Annotated in this window: 23 protein-coding genes; 13 read left to right on the top strand and 10 right to left on the bottom strand. The window is 59.7% G+C overall.

Annotated elements, in window-relative coordinates:
• Nucleotides 1–110: 110 nt before the first annotated feature.
• Both gcvT and gcvH read left to right on the top strand, forming a co-directional pair.
• Nucleotides 111–1,193 carry a glycine cleavage system aminomethyltransferase GcvT gene (gcvT, locus tag OZ428_RS31795; protein WP_269132263.1) on the top strand — a complete coding sequence of 361 codons (1,083 nt, stop codon included), beginning with the start codon at nt 111–113 and terminating at the stop codon, nt 1,191–1,193.
• A gap of 53 nt (nt 1,194–1,246) precedes the next feature.
• A complete protein-coding gene (gcvH, locus tag OZ428_RS31790; RefSeq protein ID WP_033897550.1) occupies nt 1,247–1,630 on the top strand; it encodes a glycine cleavage system protein GcvH in 384 nt (127 codons plus the stop codon).
• 42 nt (nt 1,631–1,672) lie between these two features.
• On the opposite strand, the gene OZ428_RS31785 is transcribed toward gcvH, so the two are convergent.
• From OZ428_RS31785 to OZ428_RS31755, 7 genes are all read right to left on the bottom strand, one after another.
• A complete protein-coding gene (locus OZ428_RS31785; protein WP_061434545.1) occupies nt 1,673–2,812 on the bottom strand; it encodes a DegT/DnrJ/EryC1/StrS family aminotransferase in 1,140 nt (379 codons plus the stop codon).
• A gap of 153 nt (nt 2,813–2,965) precedes the next feature.
• Nucleotides 2,966–3,631: an outer membrane protein gene (locus OZ428_RS31780; RefSeq protein WP_133075512.1), complete on the bottom strand. Its 666-nt coding sequence runs from the start codon at nt 3,629–3,631 to the stop codon at nt 2,966–2,968.
• Between the two features lie 188 nt (nt 3,632–3,819).
• On the bottom strand, nt 3,820–4,134 hold the full coding sequence (locus OZ428_RS31775) for a DUF2388 domain-containing protein (RefSeq protein ID WP_003176799.1): 315 nt from the start codon (nt 4,132–4,134) through the stop codon (nt 3,820–3,822).
• Nucleotides 4,135–4,203: 69 nt separating this feature from the next.
• The gene (locus tag OZ428_RS31770) at nt 4,204–4,650 is read right to left on the bottom strand and encodes an NfeD family protein (RefSeq protein WP_133075511.1); all 447 of its coding nucleotides are present in this window, start codon (nt 4,648–4,650) and stop codon (nt 4,204–4,206) included.
• A 10-nt stretch (nt 4,651–4,660) separates the two neighbouring features.
• Entirely contained in the window at nt 4,661–5,581 is a 921-nt protein-coding gene (locus OZ428_RS31765) for an SPFH domain-containing protein (protein WP_010207363.1), read from the bottom strand.
• 77 nt (nt 5,582–5,658) lie between these two features.
• Entirely contained in the window at nt 5,659–7,338 is a 1,680-nt protein-coding gene (locus tag OZ428_RS31760) for a GspE/PulE family protein (RefSeq protein WP_269132262.1), read from the bottom strand.
• Between the two features lie 84 nt (nt 7,339–7,422).
• The gene (locus OZ428_RS31755) at nt 7,423–7,761 is read right to left on the bottom strand and encodes a hypothetical protein (protein WP_133075509.1); all 339 of its coding nucleotides are present in this window, start codon (nt 7,759–7,761) and stop codon (nt 7,423–7,425) included.
• A gap of 127 nt (nt 7,762–7,888) precedes the next feature.
• Here OZ428_RS31755 and OZ428_RS31750 point away from each other — a divergent pair, with 127 nt between their 5' ends.
• The gene (locus OZ428_RS31750; RefSeq protein WP_033897555.1) at nt 7,889–8,359 is read left to right on the top strand and encodes an Lrp/AsnC family transcriptional regulator; all 471 of its coding nucleotides are present in this window, start codon (nt 7,889–7,891) and stop codon (nt 8,357–8,359) included.
• A 19-nt stretch (nt 8,360–8,378) separates the two neighbouring features.
• Here OZ428_RS31750 and OZ428_RS31745 read toward each other — a convergent pair whose 3' ends face one another.
• Nucleotides 8,379–9,746 (bottom strand): CYTH domain-containing protein, encoded by a 1,368-nt coding sequence (locus OZ428_RS31745; protein ID WP_133075508.1) that lies wholly within the window; start codon nt 9,744–9,746, stop codon nt 8,379–8,381.
• Nucleotides 9,747–9,904: 158 nt separating this feature from the next.
• On the opposite strand from OZ428_RS31745, the gene argE reads away from it, so the two are divergent.
• Together argE and argA are read left to right on the top strand one after the other, a co-directional pair.
• Nucleotides 9,905–11,053, top strand: coding sequence for an acetylornithine deacetylase (gene argE / locus OZ428_RS31740; protein WP_016978984.1), 1,149 nt, complete (start codon nt 9,905–9,907; stop codon nt 11,051–11,053).
• Nucleotides 11,054–11,189: 136 nt separating this feature from the next.
• Nucleotides 11,190–12,491, top strand: a complete 1,302-nt coding sequence (gene argA / locus OZ428_RS31735) for an amino-acid N-acetyltransferase (protein WP_016978985.1) — start codon at nt 11,190–11,192, stop codon at nt 12,489–12,491.
• A gap of 39 nt (nt 12,492–12,530) precedes the next feature.
• Here argA and tauA read toward each other — a convergent pair whose 3' ends face one another.
• Nucleotides 12,531–13,517 (bottom strand): taurine ABC transporter substrate-binding protein, encoded by a 987-nt coding sequence (gene tauA, locus OZ428_RS31730; RefSeq protein ID WP_133075507.1) that lies wholly within the window; start codon nt 13,515–13,517, stop codon nt 12,531–12,533.
• Nucleotides 13,518–13,887: 370 nt separating this feature from the next.
• Between tauA and OZ428_RS31725 the strand changes: the two genes are divergently transcribed.
• The 8 genes from OZ428_RS31725 (at nt 13,888) to OZ428_RS31690 (ending at nt 21,056) form a co-directional block, all read left to right on the top strand.
• Nucleotides 13,888–15,255: an OprD family porin gene (locus OZ428_RS31725; protein ID WP_269132260.1), complete on the top strand. Its 1,368-nt coding sequence runs from the start codon at nt 13,888–13,890 to the stop codon at nt 15,253–15,255.
• 291 nt (nt 15,256–15,546) lie between these two features.
• Nucleotides 15,547–16,185 (top strand): peroxiredoxin, encoded by a 639-nt coding sequence (locus tag OZ428_RS31720; protein WP_269132259.1) that lies wholly within the window; start codon nt 15,547–15,549, stop codon nt 16,183–16,185.
• A 196-nt stretch (nt 16,186–16,381) separates the two neighbouring features.
• A complete protein-coding gene (gene ssuE / locus OZ428_RS31715; RefSeq protein ID WP_015886424.1) occupies nt 16,382–16,975 on the top strand; it encodes an NADPH-dependent FMN reductase in 594 nt (197 codons plus the stop codon).
• Between the two features lie 94 nt (nt 16,976–17,069).
• Nucleotides 17,070–18,038: a sulfonate ABC transporter substrate-binding protein gene (locus OZ428_RS31710; protein ID WP_016978990.1), complete on the top strand. Its 969-nt coding sequence runs from the start codon at nt 17,070–17,072 to the stop codon at nt 18,036–18,038.
• Between the two features lie 25 nt (nt 18,039–18,063).
• On the top strand, nt 18,064–19,212 hold the full coding sequence (ssuD, locus tag OZ428_RS31705) for an FMNH2-dependent alkanesulfonate monooxygenase (protein WP_033897561.1): 1,149 nt from the start codon (nt 18,064–18,066) through the stop codon (nt 19,210–19,212).
• Between the two features lie 8 nt (nt 19,213–19,220).
• Nucleotides 19,221–20,009 carry an aliphatic sulfonate ABC transporter permease SsuC gene (ssuC, locus tag OZ428_RS31700; RefSeq protein WP_016978992.1) on the top strand — a complete coding sequence of 263 codons (789 nt, stop codon included), beginning with the start codon at nt 19,221–19,223 and terminating at the stop codon, nt 20,007–20,009.
• On the top strand, nt 20,006–20,812 hold the full coding sequence (gene ssuB, locus OZ428_RS31695; RefSeq protein ID WP_016978995.1) for an aliphatic sulfonates ABC transporter ATP-binding protein: 807 nt from the start codon (nt 20,006–20,008) through the stop codon (nt 20,810–20,812). The genes ssuC and ssuB overlap by 4 nt, the downstream gene beginning before the upstream one ends.
• 28 nt (nt 20,813–20,840) lie before the next feature.
• Nucleotides 20,841–21,056, top strand: coding sequence for a TOBE domain-containing protein (locus OZ428_RS31690; RefSeq protein ID WP_003213899.1), 216 nt, complete (start codon nt 20,841–20,843; stop codon nt 21,054–21,056).
• Between the two features lie 36 nt (nt 21,057–21,092).
• Here the strand turns inward: OZ428_RS31690 and OZ428_RS31685 are convergent, their stop codons facing one another.
• Entirely contained in the window at nt 21,093–21,731 is a 639-nt protein-coding gene (locus OZ428_RS31685) for a TetR/AcrR family transcriptional regulator (protein ID WP_133075503.1), read from the bottom strand.
• Nucleotides 21,732–21,760: the final 29 nt, after the last annotated feature.

The following is a 21,760-nucleotide window of genomic DNA, read 5'->3' as shown; positions in this document are numbered from 1 at the left end:
CTTCGTCTTTCGGAGCGGGTCGCTGGGCGTGGCTGCAGGCCTTGTAATTCAAGGTGTTCAGCACGAACAGTAGCTCCGCGCACCTTCGCCACGCCCGGAAGGAGAAACCCATGGGACAGCGTACGCCTCTGTATGACCTGCATCTCGCCCTCGGCGCGAAAATGGTCGATTTTGGCGGTTGGGATATGCCTCTGCACTACGGCTCGCAGGTTGAAGAACACCACCAGGTGCGACGCGATTGCGGGGTGTTCGATGTATCTCATATGACCGTGATTGATGTCACCGGCCCCCAGGCCAAGGAATGGCTCCAGTACCTGCTGGCCAATGATGTCGAACGCCTGCACGGCTGCGGCCGTGCGTTGTACAGCGCCATGCTCAACGAAAAGGGCGGCGTGGTGGACGACATGATCGTCTACCGCACCGAGTCCGCTTATCGGCTGGTGGTGAATGCCGCCACCCGTGACCAGGACATGGCCTGGATGCACGCGCAACTGGGCAGTTACCAGGTGCAGCTGCATGAACGCCCTGAGCTGGCCATGCTCGCCATCCAAGGCCCCCACGCCCGGCAGAAGATTGCCGAGCTGGTGACCCAGTCGCGCGGCGCGCTGATTCACCAGCTCAAACCCTTCGAAGGCCAGGCCGACGGCGATTGGTTTATCGCGCGTACGGGTTACACCGGCGAAGATGGCCTGGAGATTGTCCTGCCGGCCGAGCAGGCGCCGGGCTTTTTCAACGACCTGGTAGGTGCCGGTATTTCCCCCATCGGCCTTGGCGCCCGCGATACCCTGCGCCTGGAAGCGGGTATGAACCTCTACGGTCAGGACATCCATCAGGACGTTTCACCGTTGGCGTCGAACATGGCCTGGAGCATTGCCTGGGAGCCGGCCGAGCGCAATTTCATCGGCCGCGCCGCGCTGGAAGCAGAAAAAGCTACGGGTGTGCAGTTCAAACTGGTCGGGCTGGTACTGGAAGAACGTGGAGTTTTACGTGCTCACCAGGTGGTTCGTATCGCCAATATTGGCGAAGGGGAGATCACCAGTGGTAGTTTCTCTCCTACGCTGAGCAAATCCATTGCCCTGGCGCGAGTACCGACGGCAACGGCTGATCGGGCCGAAGTGGAAATCCGCGGCAAGTGGTACCCGGTTCGAGTGGTCAAACCGACCTTCGTGCGCCATGGCAAAACCTTGATCTAACCTATTTCCGGCAGGCCAATGGCCGCTGACATTACTTCTTGAGGACACAGATTATGAGCGATATCCCTGCCGACCTGCGTTTTGCCGAAAGCCACGAATGGGCACGCCTGGAAGCTGACGGCACAGTGACCGTCGGTATTTCCGACCATGCTCAGGAAGCGTTGGGTGATGTGGTGTTTGTCGAGTTGGCCGAAGTGGGCGCGCAGTTCGACGCTGCCGGCCAAGCGGGTGTGGTTGAGTCGGTGAAGGCCGCCTCGGACATCTACGCTCCGGTTGCAGGCGAAGTGATTGCCGTCAATGAAGAGCTGAGCGGTAGCCCTGAGTTGCTGAACTCCGACCCGTACGGCGCGTGGATCTTCAAGCTCAAGCCGAGCAACCCGGCTGATCTGGAAAAACTGCTGGATGCTGCTGGCTACAAAGCCGCCATCGGCGAGTGATCCTGTTGCGGGAGCCGGTTATCCGGCTCCCGCAATGTGTTTTCAGCGCTGTAGAACCGCTTTCACTGCCGCTACCGACCGCTCCACATCCGCCTCCGTCATCGCCGTGAACATCGGCAACGACACGATCAAACGACCGACCTTTTCTGCCACCGGGAACATACCTTCCTTGAAGCCCTGTGCCCGATAAAGACTCAGCAGGTGGATCGGCGGGTAGTGATAGCCAATGCCGACGCCGTGGGCCTGCATCTGCTCCATGAAGGTGGCGCGGGCCGGCAGGCCGTCCTGGCGCTCAGGCAGCACCAGTTGGAACAGGTGCCAGTTGCTGTTTTCGAAGTCGGCCGGTGGCAGTTGTGCGCCGTACAACGCTTCAAAATCACTGCCAAAGCACTTGAAGTAGTGCCGCGCCAGGTTCTGGCGATGCGCGGTGATCTTCTCGATATGAGCAAACTGCCCCAGGCCAATGGCGGCGGCGATGTCGGTCATATTGAACTTGCCGCCCAGCACATCTACATCCAAGCCATCGAAGCCGGTGCGGGTGACGCCTTGCAGGCGATACTTCTCGGCCAGACGCGCTTCTTCGGCGTTGTTCAAGACCAGGCAACCGCCCTCTGAAGAGGTGATGTTCTTGTTGGCCTGGAAGCTGAACGACACGAAATCACCGGTGGCGCCGATGCGCTCGCCATCCCAGCTTGAACCCAATGCCTGGGCAGCGTCCTCGACGATACGCAGGTTGTACTTGTTTGCCAGTGCGTACAGCATCGGCATGTCCAGGGGCAGGCCGGCCAGGTAAACCGGGATGATCGCCTTGGTGCGCGGGGTAATCGCCGCCTCCACCTGAGCCAGGTCGATGTTGCGGGTGACCGGGTCGATATCGGCAAACACCGGCGTGGCGCCGACTTCCAGGATCACGTTGGCCGTGGCCACCCAGGAGATCGGTGTGGTGATGACTTCATCACCCGGCCCGATGCCGGCAATGCGCAGGGCAATCTCCATGGTGCAAGTGCCCGAGTTAAAGGTGCGCACCGGCCGGCCGCCAAAGTATTCCGACAACTGAGCTTCGAATGCCTGCACTTTCGGCCCGCTGGTAATCCAGCCCGAGCGCAGTACATCGCCGACCGCCGAGATGGTGGCTTCATCGATGGTGGGTTTGGAGAACGGCAGGAAGGGCTGTTGGCTCATGACGACGAAGGCATCCGTTTCAGATTGGCGATGAGTAAGCGATCAGTACCGGTATGGTTACACGGTGTGACTGAATATAGCCTGTCGCCTGTGAATGAATCGTCAGTGTTTAAGTAAAAAATGCCGCTTCACCAGCGGCATTCTCCACGGGTTTTAGAAGGTGTAGCGCGCTTCCAGGAACACGTTTTGTTCCTTGAGCTTGCCTTTGAGTTGTTCATCCCTGGCGTTCACACGGTTTGCGAAGGTGTTGTAGCCGGTTTCAACATCGCCCATGGCGATATAACGATAACCAGCCCCCAGTGTGATTTGCTCACTGACCTTGGCTTCCAGCCCCAGGCCTACGCTGTAGGCAAAGTTGTGTTGGCGATTATTGGCAAAGCGGCGGGTCTCGTTGGTTTGATAGCCTTCGGCTTCAATGCGAGCGACACCCACACCGGCCATACCGTAAAACGACAGCCACTGGTTTATAGGGATGTCTTTATAGCCATTGAGCATCAAGCGTTGGCTCTGGACCTGCATGCTGTTGACGTTGGCATTGAAGGGAGCCCAGTAGGATTTGAATGTCGAGTTGTTCGGCATTGTGTATTCCCCTTCCAGGCGCCAGCCATTCTCAAAGGCGTAACCTGCCGCGAAAGAGGCTACGAATGACTTGGCGCTATCTGGGGCGTCCACTCGTTCAGTCACACGAGGGCTGGTGAGCAGCGAGCTGGAAAGGTTCTGGCGGGCGTTGTTGAATTTTGCTGATCCGTACCAGCTTTCTGCCTGGGCGTAGGAGGTCGAAAATGCAGAGAGCAGCAGTACGTAGGCAATCTTGTGCATGGGCAGTGATTCGCTTTATTTAAAAAGGAACCCTTAGCTTGTTGCCCAGCAGGATGAGGCTCGACAGGACTTCTCTGTACTCCACATTGAAAGCAGGAACCTATGCGTAGTACTGGGCGGGTATAACCGTAGGAAATGAAGGCAAAAAAATGCCGCTGTTCAAAGCGGCATTTTTTATCGAGCCCGAGTTACTCGGTAACGGCGTTTTTCGCGAGGATGGCGTTGGCCAGCTCCATATCCGTGGCTTGCAGGCCAGGGTTATCGGCGCGGACTTTCTGCATCGCCGCTTCCAGGTACGGGCCACGGATGCCGCCATCGCTGGCAACAAAGCTGCCTGCGTCGTCTTGCGCGGCGACCACCAGCTTATGGTCCTTGAACGTCAGGTACGTCGAGCCGGTAGTGGCGCCGGACGAGATGACGTTGCGCCAGAAACTGTCGGCCATGGCTGAACCGACAGGGAGGGAAAGCACAGCAAGGGTTGCGACAGCATATTTAAGACGCATGATGGGTGACTCCGGGTGGGTTATCTGTACTTTATGATTGTAGTTAGTCCAACCGAGTTCCATCACTGACTAAACAGTTTCAACCCTTAACACCACACCTTCCTGGCCAACTACCCGGACTTGAGCGCCTACGGGGCTGTCCGGGCCAGTGACCATCCACACGCCGTCACCCACCTTTACCTTGCCCCGGCCGTCCACAATCGCCTGATGCACCACGAAGGTGCGGCCGATCAGCTCCGAGCCGCGCTCGTTCAGCCCCGGCTGGTCGCTGGCTTTGGCACTGCTGCGCTGGCGCTTCCACCAATACACGGCTGTCAGGATCGACAACACGGCAAACAACAGAAGTTGCCACTCCAGCCCCAAAGGCGGCACCAGGAACTTGATCACGCCCACGGCTGCCGCGGCGATGCCCATCCACAGCAGGTAACCACCGGCGCCGAATACCTCAAGGATCAACAACACCGTACCTAGCGCCAGCCAATCCCAAAACGACAGATGCTGCAGGAAATCCCACATGGCGCTGGCCTCAGCCTTTCTTGTTGTCGAACGTTGCCTTGACGATCTCGCCGATACCACCAACCGCACCGATCACCTGGCTGGCTTCCAGCGGCATCAGGATGACCTTGCTGTTGTTGGCCGATGCCAGCTTGCCCAGCGCATCGATGTATTTCTGCGCGACGAAGTAATTGACCGCCTGCACGTTGCCAGACGCAATCGCTTCCGACACCACCTGGGTCGCGCGGGCTTCTGCTTCGGCCTGACGCTCACGGGCTTCGGACTCAAGGAATGCAGCCTGTCGGCTACCTTCTGCCTCAAGGATCTGCGCCTGCTTCTTGCCTTCGGCGGTCAGGATCGCGGAGGCGCGCAAGCCTTCAGCTTCAAGGATTTGCGCACGCTTGATCCGTTCGGCTTTCATCTGGCCCGACATGGCGGCCATCAGGTCGGCAGGTGGGCTGATGTCCTTGATCTCGATACGGGTGATCTTGATGCCCCATGGCGCGGTGGCTTCGTCCACGGTTTTCAGCAGTTTCTCGTTGATGCCGTCACGCTGGCTGAGCATGGCATCCAGCTCCATGGACCCGAGCACGGTACGGATGTTGGTTTGCAGCAGGTTGCGGATGGCGTGTTCGAGGTTGTTGACCTCGTACGCGGCCTGGGCGGTGTTGACCACCTGGAAGAAGCACACGGCGTCGATCTGCACGGTGGCGTTGTCGGCGGTGATGACTTCCTGGGGCGGGATATCCAGCACGCTTTCCATCACGTTGATCTTGCGACCGATGCGGTCCATGACTGGGATGATGATGTTCAGGCCAGGCTTGAGGGTGTTGGTGTAGCGGCCGAAACGCTCGACTGTCCACTGGTAACCCTGGGGGACGACCTTGAAGCCCATGAACAGGATGGCGATGGCCAAGCCCACGAAAAGAAGCAGTACGGTTCCGATCTGCATAGTGATTCCCTATCTGAATGTGTCAGTGAAACGACGTTGGGCCGATTGTAACGGTGTTGTCACCGATAAGAACGGTTTCACTGCTGATCAAACAAAGGATTTGTTACCGAATCCCCAGGCGTTACTCGTAATACTTCCGCCATCGTGGTCTGCCCCGCCTCGACCTTTTGCAGGCCGGCCATGCGCAGGCTGCACATGCCTTGGGCAATCGCCGCCTGGCGCAGCGCCTGCACATCGGCGCCGGGCGTGATCAGCGTCTTGAGCGCTTGATTCAGCAGCATGATTTCGTACACACCGGCTCGGCCCCGATAGCCGCTGTGTCGACATTCCACGCATCCGACCGCCTCATGGACCCCACCCAGCGTCCGCTTGCAGTGAGGACATAAAACCCGTACCAACCGCTGTGCCATCACCCCCAATAATGTGGCCTTGATCAAATAGTGAGCAATGCCCAGTTCCTGCAAGCGGCTGATGGCGCTGGGCGCGTCGTTGGTATGCAAGGTCGACAGCACCAGATGCCCGGTCAGTGCGGCCTGGATCGCCATCTCGGCGGTCTCCTGGTCGCGGATCTCGCCAATCATGATGATGTCCGGATCCTGGCGCAGCAGGGCGCGGATGCCGCTGGCGAAGGTCAGGTCGATGTTGTGCTGCACCTGCATCTGGTTGAACGCCGGTTCGACCATCTCGACGGGATCTTCCACGGTGCACAGGTTGACCTCCCGGGTCGCCAGTTGCCTGAGCGTGGTGTAGAGCGTGCTGGTCTTGCCTGAACCGGTCGGGCCGGTCACCAGGATGATGCCGTGGGTCTGGCGCGTCATGGACTGCCAGCGTTGCTGGTCATCAGCCGACAAACCCAGCTGGTCAAAGCCCTTGAGCAGGACCTGCGGGTCGAAAATCCGCATCACCAGCTTCTCGCCAAACGCCGTGGGCAAGGTGGAAAGGCGCAGTTCAACTTCCGCGCCCGCCGGGCTTTTGGTCTTGACCCGGCCGTCCTGGGGCCTGCGTTTTTCTGCCACGTTCATGCGACCCAGGCTTTTCAGGCGGCTGACCACCGCCATCGTTACCTGGGCCGGGAACTGATAGACGTCGTGCAGCAGCCCGTCGATGCGAAAGCGCACACGCCCCTGTTCACGGCAGGGCTCGATATGGATATCGCTGGCGCGCTGGGCGAACGCGTATTGCAGTAGCCAATCGACGATATTGACGATGTGTGCGTCGTTGGCATCCGGCTCCTGGTCGCTGGCGCCCAGGTTGAGCAGGTCGACATTGCCAGGTGCCGCGACCTTTTGATCGGCGCCGCTGACGGACTTCGCCAGCCGGTAGAACTCACCGATGCAGCGCGTAATGTCCTGGGGATTGGCGACCACGCGCGTGATCGAACGCTTGAGCACCTGCGAGAGCCCGGCTTCCCAACTGGTGACATGGGGCTGGGCGCTGGCGACCGTGACGGTTTGCGCATCCACCGCCACCGCGAGGATGGCGTGACGCTGGGCGAAAGCGTGGGACATCAGCGGCACCACCGTCGCCACGTCGATCTTTAACGGGTCGATGCGCAGATAGGGTTGTCCGGCCTGTTGGGCGAGCCATTCGGTCAGGGTTTCCAGGCACGGGCCTTGGGCTGCGATGCTCTCCAAGGGGTGCTGGGTGTTGCTGGCCGGCAGTGCCGACAAGCGTTGGGCGAGTTCAGGCGTGATCAGCCGCCCTTCGACCAAAGCCGGCAACAGCTGATGCAGTTCCAATCGTTGATCAACCGGCATGAAGGTTTTCCTGGGGGACAGTGGATGTAAATCCCAGGCTAGCCAGCCGATGAGTATCTGCCTCCCAGCGTGTATTGCAGGCTTTTACTGGGCGACCGCCACCACGGCTTGAGGCCCCATGGAGTCAGCCGACCACATATCCAGCGTGCACACGCTGATCAGGTTTCGAATCTTTTCACCGATCACTTGGGCGCGGTGCCAGCTCAGGCCGTCCATCACGATGTCGATGTGCAGCAGGTCATCTTCCCGGTTCACCGTGACCTGTCGCGGCGTGAGGAATTGCAGCGCGAAATAGTTGAGGACCCGGCATAACAGATCAGGCTCCGCCTCGGCGACGATCCGGTAGTGCGCCTGGCAATGAACGCTGGTGACGGCCCACGCATCGACGCGGGTAACAGTGTGAGTGGTTTCGACGGCGTGCATGGGAAAGCTCCAGATTCGACTGGAGAAATTTTTACATTCGACAAAGGAGATTTCTTATCTAAGATGGGCCTGTTTGAAGGTTGATTGAATTAATCAATTCAAGATAAGCGTCATAGAAGGTATTTATATGCACAGCGAGTTGGACGTCTACGATCGCCGTATCCTGGCCCTGCTGCAAGAGGACGCCTCGCTGTCCAGCGCGCAGATCGCCGAGCAGGTCGGCTTATCCCAGTCACCGTGCTGGCGGCGTATTCAACGTCTCAAGGAAGAGGGGGTGATTCGCGGTCAGGTGACGTTGCTGGACCGCAAGAAGATCGGCCTCAACACGCAGATTTTCGCCGAGGTCAAACTCAACGCCCACGGCCGCTCCAACTTCACCGAGTTCACCGACGCGATTCGCGGGTTTCCGGAAGTGCTGGAGTGTTATGTGTTGATGGGGGCGGTGGATTTTCTACTGCGCATCGTCACCTCGGACATCGAGGCGTATGAGCGGTTTTTCTTCGAGAAGCTGTCGATGGTGCCGGGGATTCAGGAGGTCAATTCGATTGTGGCGTTGTCGGAGATCAAGTCCACCACCAGCCTGCCAGTATTGCGCTGACAGGCTGGAGACAGCGATTTTACAGGCGCAGCAGCGTTTTCCACGCACGGTTCTGATACACCGCAATCGCTTGATGCATCCGCGCATCCAGCGACTCATCGGTGATCGGCTGGTTGGCCAGTTGCGCCAACTTGTTCAGCTCGCCGTACAAACGGTCCAGCTCCGGGATGTCGACCACCTGACGTGCATGGTGCAGCCAGGCTTGGATGCGTTCGATGCGCGGCAGCTGCTCGGCCAGGTCTTCCGGCTGTTGCTGGTAACGCGGCAGTTGCAGGGCGACGGCATCGTCGGCCAGCAGGCGTGGCAGCCAGTTGGTGATTTGCGCAGCGCCTTGACGGTTGCCACGTACGTTGCGGTCGGCAGTCCAGGTACGGGCCATCAGCCAGCGCGAAGCGTTCAGTGAGAACAGGCCCCAGCGCACGTCATCCAATTCTTCAGCGAATTGTTCCGGTGCGGCTTTGCGGATGTCTTCGTCGTCGTCACCGGCTTGTACCAGTGGGCGCCAGTCTTCCAACAGGGCATCCAGTGCGCTGCGCAGTTCGCTGGTGGATTGACGCGGCGCGGCTTGGCCGAGGCTGCCGATCAGGGCGCGCAGTTCGCCAAGGTTATCGACCCAGTCTTGCAGCAGGCGCCAATGGCCATTAAAACGGTATTGCTCAGCCAGGCGCTGGCTGCTGCCCAGCAGGTGCCACATGATGGCGGCGAAGGCGTCGTCCAGCGGCATTTCAGCGTGGATCTGCGGCGCCGGCAGGCTCAGGGAATAGCTGCTGGCGTCGTACAGGCGGTAGCCGCGCTCGGCCTTGCTGATATCGCACGGCATCAGGGCCAGGGTGGCGGCCAGTTCGGCGGCCAACTCCAGCAGTGCAGCCGGTTCGCCTTCGCGCAGTTCCAGTTCCAGCTCGCAGATTTCTTCTTTTTGCTTGCCCACCACCACGTGGCCCAGGTCCAGAGCGGCTTCGATGACCACCTTGGCCTTGCCACGGCCCCAGGCGATTTCGGCGCGTTCACGCACGAAGTCGGTGGTGAAGATCGGCTTGAGAGTCTTTTTGTCCAGCTCGGCCAGTTGCTCGGGCCAGCATTCGCCGTCGAGTTTCTTCACGTCGAGCTTGGCTTTGGGCAATTCCCAGTTGTACTCGTTGCGTTCCGACAAGCCGGCGACGCTCTGGCCACGGGTCTTGAGGGTCTGGATGACGTCGTCACCGTCCTTGCGCAGGCGCAGGGCGACTTTGGCCTGGGCCAGGTCGCGCTCGGGGGTGTCGAAATACTGGTTCATCAACTCACGGCGTTCCCAGCCACTTTTGTTGCGTTTTTTCAGCAGCGGGTGCTCACGCAGCGCGGCGAGGGTCTCGCGGCTGACGCGAAGCTTGATTTCAGTTTCTTTTTGCATGGCCGGTACATCCAGGATCGGGAGCGCAGCCGGGGAAAAGAGTGGCTGCCAAGGTCGTGCAGTGTACAGGACTGAGCCCGGCAACGTGCCGCAACGGTTTATTGTGTCGTGCAGATGGCTCTATAGTGGGGCTCATCCGGGAAGTCGAGAGGCCGCGCATGCCATTACCGTCCATGAAAGAGCAGTTCGCCGCGCTGATTGCCGCGCCGTCGGTCAGTTGCACCCAGGCCTCTCTCGACCAGACCAACCGCCCGGTGATCGACTTGCTCGCCAGTTGGCTGGGCGACCTGGGTTTTGCCATCGACATCCAACACGTCAGCCCCGGCAAGTTCAACCTTCTGGCCAGTTACGGCAGCGGCCCCGGCGGGCTGGTGCTGGCAGGCCATAGCGATACCGTGCCCTATGACGCCGCGTTGTGGAAGACCGATCCGCTCAAGCTGACGGAAGTCGACGGTCGTTGGGTAGGACTGGGCAGTTGCGACATGAAGGGCTTTTTCGCCCTGGCCATCGAGGCGGTGCTGCCGTTGCTGGACCAGCCGTTCAAGCAGCCGCTGTTGATCCTCGCCACCTGCGATGAAGAAAGCTCCATGTCCGGCGCCCGCGCATTGGCCGAAGCAGGGCGCCCGCTGGGCCGCGCAGCGGTGATTGGCGAGCCGACCGGGCTCAAGCCGATCCGCTTGCACAAAGGCGTAATGATGGAGCGCATCGACATCCTCGGCCAAAGCGGCCATTCGTCGGATCCCAGCCTGGGCCACAGCGCTCTTGAAGCCATGCACGACGCCATTGGCGAACTGCGTGGCTTGCGCCTGGCCTGGCAGCGCGAATACCGCAACCCGCAGTTCAGCGTGCCGCAGCCGACCCTGAATTTTGGCTGCATCCACGGTGGCGACAACCCCAACCGCATCTGCGGCCAGTGTTCCCTGGAGTTCGACCTGCGGCCGCTGCCGGGCATGGACCCGCAAGTACTGCGCGACGCTATCCGGCAGAAGCTCGTGCCCTTGGCCGAGCGCCATCAGGTCAAGATTGATTACGCGCCGCTGTTCCCCGAAGTACCACCTTTCGAGCAGCCCGAAGATGCCGAACTGGTGCGGGTGGCGGAACGATTGACCGGCCATCGTGCCGAAGCAGTAGCGTTCGGCACCGAAGCGCCTTATCTTCAGCGCCTTGGGTGTGAAACCCTGGTGCTCGGCCCTGGCGATATCGCCTGCGCCCACCAACCGGGCGAGTACCTCGAAATGTCACGCTTGACGCCTACAGTGCGTCTATTGCGGGAACTGATCGAACATTACTGCCTGAAACCTGCATAAATTAACCCCAACCTGTTCGTACATAGAAAGGAGAGTGAGCGTGTCGCCAAGCCTGTTCCGACGATAACCATCAGCCCGCTGTGCGCTTTCACGATTCATCCTTTTTCGGCTGCTTTTTATTACAGGCCCAGGTTTTATGCCCGACTACGTTAATTGGCTTCGTCACGCGTCCCCTTACATCAACGCCCATCGCGACTGCACCTTTGTGGTCATGCTGCCTGGCGACGGTGTAGAGCATCCCAACTTCGGCAATATCGTCCACGACCTGGTGCTGCTGCACAGCCTGGGCGTGCGCTTGGTGCTGGTCCACGGTTCGCGCCCACAGATCGAAGTGCGCCTTGAAGCACGTGGCCTGATCCCGACTTATCACGAAGGCATGCGCATCACTGATGCGGCGACGCTGGAGTGTGTGATCGACGCGGTCGGCCACCTGCGCATCGCCATTGAAGCGCGCCTGTCGATGGACATGGCCTCGTCGCCGATGCAGGGCTCGCGCCTGCGGGTAACCAGCGGTAATTTCGTGACCGCACGCCCCATCGGCGTATTGGACGGCGTGGACTACCACCACACCGGCGAAGTGCGCCGCGTCGATCGCAAGGGCATCAACCGTCTGTTGGACGAACGCTCTATCGTGCTGCTGTCGCCGTTGGGCTACTCGCCGACCGGTGAAATCTTCAACCTGGCCTGCGAAGACGTTGCCACCCGCGCGGCCATCGACCTGGGTGCCGACAAGCTGTTGCTGTTTGGCGCAGACATGGGCCTGATCGATGAGAACGGTCGCCTGGTCCGCGAGCTGCGCCCCCAACAAGTGCCGGCTCACTTGCAACGCCTGGGCAGCAGCAACTATCAGGCTGAACTGCTCGATGCGGCCGCCGAAGCGTGCCGGGGTGGGGTAGGGCGCAGTCATATTGTCAGCTACGCCGAAGACGGTGCCTTGCTCACCGAACTGTTCACCCGCGACGGCGGCGGTACGCTGGTGGCCCAGGAACAATTCGAGCAGGTGCGCGAAGCCGCGATTGAAGACGTGGGTGGGTTGCTCGACCTGATCAGCCCGTTGGAAGAGCAGGGCATCCTGGTGCGCCGTTCGCGGGAAGTGCTGGAGCGTGAGATCGAGCAGTTCAGCGTGGTGGAGCGCGAAGGCATGATCATCGCCTGTGCGGCGCTGTACCAGATCGCGGATTCGGATGCGGGTGAGCTGGCGTGCCTGGCGGTGAACCCGGAATACCGTCATGGTGCGCGTGGCGATGTGCTGTTGGAGCGCATCCAGGCCCGTGCTCGTGCGCAGGGGTTGAAGACCTTGTTTGTGCTCACCACCCGCACCGCCCACTGGTTCCGTGAGCGGGGGTTTGTGCCGAGCAGCGTGGATCGTCTGCCGTCGGCGCGGGCGTCGCTGTATAACTATCAGCGTAATTCGAAGATTTTCGAGAAGGCCCTGTAACACTCCATTCTGTAGGCGCCATCCTGGCGCCTACAGATGTCAGGGCTTGATGAATTTATCGGTCACAAAGGCCGAATAGTCCGGCAACACCGCTTCAACCTTCCCCTGTTCCTTCAAGAACTTCGCCGTCTCCCCAATCGCCTTCGCCGTGCCGCCTTTGAGCAGCGCGTCAGTTTGCTGTGCCTGGGCATCGGGGAAGGTGGTACCGGCCAACAACTCCGGAATGTCGGCAGCATTCGAGCCTGTCAGTTTCGCGATTTTCTGCACCTGCTCGGAATCCACCGTCCACCCGTCTTTATGGGCCGCATACTCGGCAAACGAATCCAGGGTGACCTTGGCAAACTTGGCCACTACGTCAGGATGTTTTTCCGCGAAATCCTTGCGTGCTACCCACACTTCAAACGTCGGCGCACCCCACTGACCCACCTGGGCCGCGTCTGTCAGGGTCTTGCCGGTCTTGCGGATTTCGCCCAAAGCCGGCGACCACACGAAGGCACCGTCGATATCGCCGCGTTTCCACGCGGCGGCAATTTCGGCTGGTTGCAGGTTCACCACCTTGACCTGCTTGGTGTCCAGTCCCCAGTGCTTCAGCGCGCCGAGCAGGCTGTAATGAGAGGTTGAGACAAAGGGCGTGGCGATGGTTTTGCCGATCAGATCCTTGGGTGCGTCAATGTGGCTGCCGTTACGCACCACCAGAGCTTCAGAAGTATTGATCTGCGCCGATACGATGAACGCGACGATGGGTAGATTCCGTGAAGTCGCCGCCGCAAGGGGGCTGGAACCGAGGTTGCCGATCTGTACATCGCCGGAGGCAATGGCGGTGACGACTTCCGGCCCACTGTTGAACCGGCGCCAGGCGATTTTTTCACCGATGGCCTTCTCATAGAGGCCGTCGGCCTGTGGGACTTTGCTGGGGTCAATGCCGGTTTGATAACCGATGGTTAAATCGGCGGCTTTGACACCAAAAGAAAGTATTAGTGACACAAAAACTGTAACAAATTGACGGGAGGATGTGCGTTTGGCCATGATGGCGTCGCCTTTTTGATCGTGGGTGACGTATGCAACAGTACGGCCACACTAATCGATCTAAAAAAGCGCTAACAAATACCCTTTAGGAATTAGCTTATGGAGCGGTTCGTCTACCCTGACTTGTCCGCATCATGGAAAGGCTTATTCCCAAATCGTATGAAAAAGAATGAAACAATTCTTTTTGGGTGTATGAAAAACTCATTACCCTGCAGGGACCAAATCAACTGCGATTAGACGAAGGTAGTAGACACACAAGGTTACGATTGACTTGGTAGTCACTATCTGGCGCTAATCGCGCATCTGTGGATCGAGGGCGTCAGACCCGAGACCAAAGAAATACAAAAATTAGAAATGAGAGGAGCGGTACATGAAGAAGTCAACATTGGCGTTGGCCGTAGCTTTGGCTGCGGTTGCCCAGCAGGCAAACTCCGCCGGTTTCATCGAAGACAGCAAGGCAACACTGGGGCTGCGTAACTTCTACATCAACACAGATAACCGTGACGGTCACCGTGGCACTTCCAACTCGGCGAGCAAAAACGCTGAATGGGGCCAGGGATTCGACCTGCGTTTCATCTCGGGTTACACCCAAGGCACCGTCCAATTTGGTGTTGACGCTATTGGCCTGTACGGCGTGCGCCTCGACTCCAGCCATGCAGAACATGGTAACTACACCGGCACCGCTTCCGGCGGTACCGTGTTCCCAAGCGATGGCAACAAAGCCGTCAACGATTACGCCAGCCTGGGCGTGACCGGTAAGGTGAAAATCTCCCAGACCGAACTGAAGCTGGGCACCTTGCAGCCTAAGCTGCCGGTTATCGTGACCAACGATGGTCGTTTGCTGCCGCAAACCTTCCAAGGTGGCCAGATCACTACCAACGACATCAAGGATTTGACCCTGGTGGCCGGTCAGGTGGAGAAGGCCAAGGGCCGTAACTCCAGCAACAACGAAAACCTGTCGATCGGTGGCGCCAACGGTAGCTCCAACTACAACGCCGGCAAGTTCAGCAACAAGTTCTACTACGCCGGTGGTGACTACAAGCTGACCAAAGACCTGACTGCCCAGTACTACTACGGCAACCTGGAAGACTTCTACAAGCAGCACTTCCTGGGTCTGACCCACAACTGGTCAATCGGCCCGGGCGTTCTGAAGTCTGACCTGCGTTATTTCAACAGCTCGGATGATGGCAAGAACGGCAACACCGCCGCTTACTACTCCAGCGGTAACTACAACAACTTCAATGCCGGTAAAGGCAAGGTCGACAACAACCTGTACAGCGGCCTGTTCCTGTACACCGTTGCCGGTCACACCTTCGGTGGTGGTTACCAGGTCAGCAATGGCAGCAGCGACTTCCCTTGGTTGAACCAGGGTGACGGCTCGTCGGCTTACATCACTACCGACATGCAGATCCAGAAGTTCGCCCGTGCCGGCGAGCGTACCTGGCAAGCTCGCTACGCCTATGACTTCGCGAAAGTCGGTGTACCTGGCCTGACCGCTGGTGTTGTTTACCTCAAAGGTAGCGACATCGACACTATCGCCAACAACGCTGGTCGCGCCGAAACCACCGGTCAATCCGAGTGGGAACGCGACATCACCGTTGCCTACGTGATTCCAGAAGGCCCGCTGAAAAACCTCGGCTTCGCCTGGAAAAACGCTATGTGGCGTACCGATCTGGCGAACACCCGTTCCCAGGACGAAAACCGTCTGATCGTCAGCTACTCGCTGCCACTGTTCTAGTAGCGTGAAGCTGTTGTAAGTGTGTAATGCCTTGCCCGGTGCAACACCGGGCAAGGTGTTTTACTTTCAAGTCGGGCTAAACCCCCGCAAGCCCTTCCTGAACCCCTCTTTGTACAGCGTCTCAAGGCCTTCTCGAACCTTGGAAACGATGGTGCTCCTCGCCTTCGACTACGTCCAATGAACAGATTTTTAATATTCCTTTATCGTCTAGATAAATCGATATTTATTCTTTTTAAATAATCCCTATTGCATGCACAGTGGACTCCATAAGCACTCACCAGGAGCCACACCATGAGCCTAAGACTGGGCGATATCGCCCCCGACTTCGAACAGGATTCCAGCGCCGGCAAGATTCGTTTCCACGAATGGCTGGGCGATAGCTGGGGTGTGCTGTTTTCCCACCCGGCGGATTTCACCCCGGTGTGCACCACCGAGCTGGGCTTCACCGCCAAGCTCAAGGACGAATTCGACCAGCGTGGCGTCAAGGCCATCGCCCTCTCGGTCGACCCAGTGGATTCGCACCACAAGTGGATCGAAGACATCAACGAAACCCAGAACACCCTCGTCAACTTCCCGATCCTGGCCGACGCCGACCGTAAAGTGTCCGACCTCTACGACCTGATCCACCCCAACGCCAGTGACACCCTCACGGTGCGTTCCTTGTTCGTGATCGACCCGAACAAGAAGATCCGCCTGACCATCACCTACCCGGCCAGCACCGGGCGCAACTTCCACGAAATCCTGCGGGTCATCGACTCGTTGCAGTTGACCGACAACCACAAGGTCGCCACGCCCGCCAACTGGCAGGACGGCGATGAAGTGGTGATCGTGCCGTCGCTCAAGGATGAGGAGGAGATCAAGAAACGCTTTCCGAAGGGGTATCGTGCGGTGAAGCCGTACCTGCGCCTCACGCCACAACCGAATCGCTGATCACATAGCAGGGGTTTTGAGGCCGTTTCGACGGCCTTTTTTTTCGCCTGCGATTTCATATCTCGTATATGCAATTAAAGAATAAACACATGAAAAAATAAGATTTAAAGATATATGAATCTGCTGATAAGGTCTGTTCCATCTTGGCGCCATCGCCACACAGCGAACCGCCGACACCTGCTCAAGGAATTCCTGCATGTTGGTCGTAACACTTGGAGGCAGTCCCAGCCAGCGTTCCCGCTCCGGGGTGTTGCTGGATAAAACCCGTCAGTGGTTGCAAGACAAAGGCGTAGAAGTGGTGAGTTACCAGATACGGGACTTCCCGGCTGAAGACCTGCTGCATGCACGCTTCGACAGCCCCAAGGTTATCGACCTGTTGCAGCAAGTGGCTAACGCAGATGGCTTGGTAATCGCCACGCCGGTCTACAAGGCCTCGTTCTCCGGTGCGCTGAAAACCGTGCTGGACCTGCTGCCCGAACGCGCCCTGGCCCACAAGATCGTGTTGCCGATGGCCACCGGCGGCAGCATCGCCCACATGCTGGCGGTGGACTATGCCTTGAAGCCGGTGCTGTCGGCGCTGAAGGCCCAGGAATTGCTCCACGGCATCTTTGCCGAAGACAGCCAGATCGCCTACGGCGAAGGCAGCGCCCAGGCGCAACTGGTGCCGGTACTTGAACACCGTTTGCACGAAGCCCTGGAAACGCTCTACGGCGCCATGGCCCGTCGCCCGAAACCGCTGGACCCCCATGTGTTGAATGAACGTTTGTTGAGTGCTCGCTGGAGCATTTAAGCCACACCGAAACGTAAAAAACTCACCTTACTCAGCCGCCAACGGCCAAGCAGGTGCAGCCAACCCCCTGAACGCACTATTTGGAGAGAGCGCCATGCGCACTGTCATCTTGCGTCGTGGTCTGGTCGCACTGTTTGCTGCGGCTGTGTCCTTCGGCGCCATTGTTCAAGCTCAAGCCGCCGAAACCCTGCGGATCGGTTATCAGAAATACGGCACGCTTGTGCTGCTCAAGGCCAAAGGCACGCTGGAGAAGCGCCTGGCGGCCCAAGGCGTGAACGTGCAGTGGACCGAGTTCCCCGGCGGCCCGCAGTTGCTGGAAGGCCTGAACGTCGGCTCCATCGACTTCGGCGTGACCGGCGAAACCCCGCCCGTCTTCGCCCAGGCCGCCGGTGCCGACTTGCTCTACGTCGCCTACGAGCCACCCGCACCGACCAGCGAAGCGATCCTGGTGCCGAAAGACTCACCGATCAAATCCGTGGCCGAACTCAAGGGCAAGAAAATCGTCCTGAACAAAGGCTCCAACGTGCATTACCTACTGGTACGTGCCCTGGAAGACGCCGGCCTGAAATACACCGATGTGCAGACCGTGTTCCTGCCGCCCGCCGATGCGCGTGCGGCCTTCGAGCGCGGCAGCGTCGACGCCTGGGTGATCTGGGACCCGTACCAGGCCGCCGCCGAGAAACAACTGCAAGCGCGCACCCTGCGTGACGGTACTGGCATTGCCGACAACCACCAGTTTTACCTGGCGACCAAGCCTTACGCTGAAAAACACCCTGAAGTGGTCAAGGCGCTGATCGAAGAAGTGCGCGCCGTGGGCGAGTGGTCCAAGGCCAACCCGCAGGAAGTGACTGAACAAGTTGCCCCGCTGCTCGGCCTGCCAGCCGACATCACCCTGACCTCGGTGAAACGCCAAGGCTACGGCGCGCTGTTCCTGACGCCGGAAGTGGTGGCCGCCCAGCAGAAAATCGCCGACAGCTTCTACCAGCTCAAATTGATCCCCAAGCCCTTGAACATCAAGGACGTGATCTGGACACCACCCGCCGCCGTGGCCAAAGCGCCGTAATCCGACTTCTTCAGGAGACAACTCCATGAGCCTCAATATTTTCTGGTTCCTGCCTACCCACGGCGACGGCCATTACCTTGGCACCGCCGAAGGCGCTCGCGCCGTCGATCACGGTTACCTGCAGCAAGTGGCCCAGGCCGCTGACCGCCTGGGTTTCGGCGGGGTGCTGATCCCTACCGGTCGCTCCTGCGAAGACTCGTGGTTGGTGGCGGCCTCGCTGATCCCGGTGACCCAGCGTCTGAAGTTCCTGGTTGCCCTGCGCCCCGGGATCATTTCCCCGACGGTGGCCGCGCGTCAGGCCGCGACCCTGGACCGACTGTCCGGCGGCCGTGCCCTGTTCAACCTGGTCACCGGGGGTGACCCGGAAGAATTGGCCGGCGATGGTTTGTTCCTCAGCCACGAAGAGCGCTATCAGGCCTCGGTGGAATTCACGCGCATCTGGCGCCGTGTGCTGGAAGGCGAAACCGTGGATTACGACGGTGAGCACATCAGCGTCAAAGGCGCCAAGTTGCTCTACCCACCGATCCAGCAACCGCGTCCGCCGCTGTATTTCGGTGGTTCTTCCGAGGCGGCCCAGGACCTGGCGGCCGAGCAAGTGGAAATGGTGTTGACCTGGGGCGAGCCGCCTGCCGCGGTTGCGGAAAAGATCGCACAGGTGCGGGCCAAGGCCGAGAACCTCGGCCGTACCCTGCGCTTCGGCATTCGCTTGCATGTGATCGTCCGTGAAACCAATGAAGAGGCGTGGAAAGCCGCCGACAAATTGATCTCCCATGTGGACGACGACACCATCGCCCGCGCCCAGGCCTCGTTGTCGCGCTTTGACTCGGTAGGCCAGCAACGCATGGCCGCGTTGCACGGCGGCAGCCGCGACAACCTGGAAGTCAGCCCCAACCTGTGGGCCGGCGTCGGCCTGGTGCGTGGCGGTGCAGGCACCGCGCTGGTGGGTGATGGCCCAACCGTGGCGGCACGCGTGAAGGAATACGCCGCCCTGGGCATCGACACGTTTATCTTCTCCGGCTATCCACACCTGGAAGAGTCGTATCGCGTCGCGGAGTTGCTGTTTCCGCACCTGGATATCGAACGTCCCGAGTTGCCGAAAAGCGCCGGCTACGTCAGCCCGTTCGGCGAAATGGTCGCCAACGACATCCTTCCCAAAGCTGCGTCGGCGAGCTGAGGCAGCCCATGAACTATGAAAAATTGAGTCATCGCGTGGCGCCTTGGGTGCTGCCGATTTTGTTACTCGCGGTGTGGCAGCTGTCGGTGTCGGCGGGTTGGTTGTCGACCCGCATTCTGCCGGCACCCAGTGCCGTGATCGCCGCCGGTGTCCACTTGGTCGCCAGCGGCGAAATCTGGACTCACCTGGCCATCAGTGGCTGGCGCGCGGGCCTGGGTTTCGTGATCGGCGGCAGCATCGGCCTGGCCCTGGGCTTTATCACTGGCCTGTCGAAGTGGGGCGAACGCCTGCTCGACAGCTCGGTGCAGATGATCCGCAACGTGCCGCATTTGGCGCTGATTCCGCTGGTGATCCTGTGGTTTGGCATTGATGAGACGGCGAAGATTTTCCTGGTCGCCCTCGGCACGCTGTTCCCGATTTACCTCAACACCTACCACGGCATCCGCAACGTCGACCCGGCGCTGGTGGAAATGTCGCGAAGCTACGGCTTGTCCGGGTTCAGCCTGTTCCGGCAGGTGATCCTGCCAGGCGCGCTGCCATCGATTTTGGTGGGCGTGCGCTTTGCCCTGGGTTTCATGTGGCTGACGCTGATCGTGGCAGAAACCATCTCCGCCAGCTCCGGTATTGGCTACCTGGCGATGAACGCCCGCGAATTCCTGCAAACCGACGTGGTGGTACTGGCCATTGTCATGTACGCGATCCTCGGCAAGCTGGCCGATCTGGCGGCGCGCGGTCTGGAGCGTGTGTGGCTGCGCTGGCATCCGGCGTATCAAGTAAATAAAGGAGGTGCGGCATGACAGCTCAACAACCCCCGCGCCTGCTCAAGGGCATTCCCCTGGCGGTACGCAAGCTGCGCAAGGCCTTTGGTGCGCGCGAAGTGCTCAAGGACATCGACCTGCATATTCCGGCCGGTCAGTTCGTGGCTGTGGTCGGGCGCAGCGGTTGCGGCAAAAGTACTTTGCTACGCCTGCTGGCTGGCCTGGATAAGGCCAGCGGCGGCGAACTGCTGGCCGGTTCCGCGCCCTTGAGCGAAGCGATTGAAGACACGCGGTTGATGTTCCAGGAGGCGCGCCTGCTGCCCTGGAAAAAAATCATCGACAACGTCGGCCTGGGCCTTAAAGGCAACTGGCGCCCCAAAGCGTTGGAAGCCCTGGAAGCGGTCGGCCTGGCCGAGCGCGCCAATGAATGGCCGGCGGCGCTGTCCGGCGGGCAGAAGCAACGCGTGGCCTTGGCCCGTGCGCTGATCCACCAACCGCGCTTGCTGCTGCTGGATGAGCCGTTGGGTGCGCTGGATGCCTTGACCCGTATCGAGATGCAGCAATTGATCGAAAACCTCTGGCAGAAGCACGGCTTCACCGTGTTGCTGGTCACCCACGACGTCAGCGAAGCCGTGGCGATTGCCGACCGGGTAATCCTGATCGAAGACGGCGAAATCGGTTTGGACCTGATCGTCGACCTGCCACGCCCACGCGCCCGCGGCTCACACCGCCTGGCCGCGCTGGAAGCTGAAGTGCTCAACCGTGTGTTGTCCTTGCCGGGCTCACCGCCGGAACCTGAACCTGTTTCACCGCTGCCTACGCAATTGCGCTGGGCTCAATAACTCACTTGTCCTACGAAGAGAGAACGACATGACTATTAAAGCGATCAACGTGCGTAACCAGTTCAAAGGCACCATCAAGGAAATCGTCGAAGGTGACGTGCTGTCGGAAATCGACGTGCAGACTGCGTCCGGTATCGTGACATCCGTGATCACTACCCGCTCGGTCAAAGAGCTGGAGCTGGTGATTGGCAGTGAGGTGATTGCCTTTGTGAAATCGACTGAGGTGTCGATCGCCAAGTTGTGATCACGCTACCTCCTGTAGGGGCCGGCAAACCGGCACCTACAGTTGTGTGCGTTTGGACAGGTAGGGCGGCAGGTACAGCCCCACATACGCATCAAACACCCGCATCCCTTCCTCCGCCATACGCGGCGTGATCAACCCATGCTGATGCACCGAGCGTGCATACACGCGGTCGCTCAGCTCCAGGGCCAACGCAAACACGTCCACATCATTCGGTAGCGTCGGCACTTCAAAGTGACGGTTGAACACCGTGAGCATCAAATCGCCCAATTCCAGATCGTGCTGACGATCCGCCTGGGTCACTTCCGTCAGCCCATGCTGGGCCAGGATCAACTGGCGAGCAGCGGCATCCTGATCGTAGACCGTGAGCATGCGTTGCTCGACGATATAGGACAGGTCGCGCCAATGCTTGAGTGAGTCATGGTCGATGGGCGCCTGGATAGCGGCCCGAAATGCGCCGTGAACGTCAGCGGTCAAGGCTTCCAACAACGCCGGCACACTGGCGAAAAAGTGATACACCGACGACGGCGGGATCTGCGCCCGCTCGGCCACGCTATAGATCGACAAACTCGCCACGCCTTCGGCGGCCAGCAAAGTGCGGGCGGCGTCGAGGATCGCGTCGATCCGGGCCTGGCTGCGGGCGCGGGGTTTGCGAGGGGCGGCGGGGCGGGTGGTCATGGAAGTCTCCTACAAGGCAGCGGGCATTG

Origin of the sequence: Pseudomonas sp. GXZC, from assembly GCF_026967615.1 — a bacterium.
Lineage (GTDB): Bacteria > Pseudomonadota > Gammaproteobacteria > Pseudomonadales > Pseudomonadaceae > Aquipseudomonas > Aquipseudomonas azotoformans_A.
Note: the sequence above shows the minus strand (reverse complement) of the source record. Positions and strands in the feature narration are given on the sequence as shown.